Source organism: Neorhizobium sp. 05N33, from assembly GCF_056397445.1.
Map to the genome: position 1 here is coordinate 1 of NZ_JBFTNK010000040.1, position 1,458 is coordinate 1,458.

1 protein-coding gene is annotated in these 1,458 nt (G+C 61.1%); it reads left to right on the top strand.

What is annotated here, in order from left to right:
- A partial coding sequence (locus tag AC1DLT_RS30800; RefSeq protein ID WP_477489242.1) for an IS1182 family transposase occupies positions 1–1,355 on the top strand: 1,355 nt, incomplete at its 5' end.
- Positions 1,356–1,458: the final 103 nt, after the last annotated feature.

Sequence of the window (1,458 nt, forward strand, 5' to 3'; positions counted from 1 at the left end):
CCCCTTGCCAGACGGCTCTTGAGATGGTGACGCTCGAGGGTCTGGTGCCGAAGGATCACCTGCTTCGCAAGATTGATGCGGTGATCGACTTCTCGTTCATCCATGATCGCGTTGCCGGGCTTTATTGCGCCGACAACGGCCGGCCGCCGCTCGATCCGACCTTGATGTTCAAGGCGCTGTTCATCGGTTACCTGTTCGGCATCCGCTCGGAGCGCCAATTGGTGCGCGAGATCGAGGTCAACGTCGCCTATCGCTGGTTTCTGCGGATGAAGCTGACGGATGGGGTGTTTGACGCCTCGACGCTGTCGCAGAACCGCCGCCGGCGCTTCAACGACACCTCGGTTTCCCAGGACATCTTTGATCATATCGTTGAGCAGGCGATCGGTCATGGCCTGGTCGACGGTACGGTGCTCTATACGGATTCGACGCATCTGAAGGCGAACGCCAACAAGGGCAGATACGACCTTGCGATGATCGAGAAGTCGCGCGCCGATTATTGGGCCGACCTCGACCGGGCAATCGAGGTCGAGCGGGCGCTGCAYGRCCAGAAGCCGTTRAAGGAGAAAGAGCGTCAGCCGGAGGTGAAGGAAACCAAGGTGTCGCGCACCGACCCCGAGAGCGGCTATATGGTGCGCGACGGCAAACCGAAAGGCTTCTTCTACCTCGACCACCGCACGGTGGACGGCCGCCATGCCATCATCACCGACACCCATGTGACACCTGCCAATGTGCATGACAGCATCGTCTATCTCGAGCGGCTGGACCGTCAGCGTGAGCGGTTCGGCTTCGAGGTCGGCGCGGTTGGCCTGGATGCCGGCTATGCGACCTSCGGCATCGCCAAGGGGCTTGAAGACCGCACCATCCTCGGTGTCACCGGCTATCGCAATCCGACACCGCCCAAAGCCGGCATGATGCGCAAATCGAAGTTCGTCCACGAGCCTCAGACAGACGGCTATCGCTGCCCCGAAGGACAGTTGCTCGCCTATGCCACCACCGACCGCAACGGCTATAAACATTACGCATCCGATCCGGCCATCTGCCGCACCTGCCCGTTGCTGGCCTCCTGCACCCATAACGCCACCGCGACACGCACCATCACCCGCCATGTCTGGGCCGACGCCCGCGAGCGCACCGATGCCAACCGACTGACCGCTTGGGGCAAGGCGATCTACAAACGCCGCAAGGAAACGGTCGAGCGCTCCTTTGCCGATGCCAAGCAGCTGCATGGCCACCGCTATGCCCGCTTCCGAAGTCTCACCCGTGTCGCCTGCCAATGCCTGCTGGCTGCAGCCGCCCAGAACATCAAGAAGATCGCAATGGCGCTCATCAAAACACCAAAACCAGCCGCGGCATGAGCCAGCCCATCCTTCTGCGCCTCCCGCCAAGACCTCCCGGCGGAAAAACAAATCCACAAAAACAAAACCCGCCGAAAATATCGACGGGTTTGTCAGCAGTCTG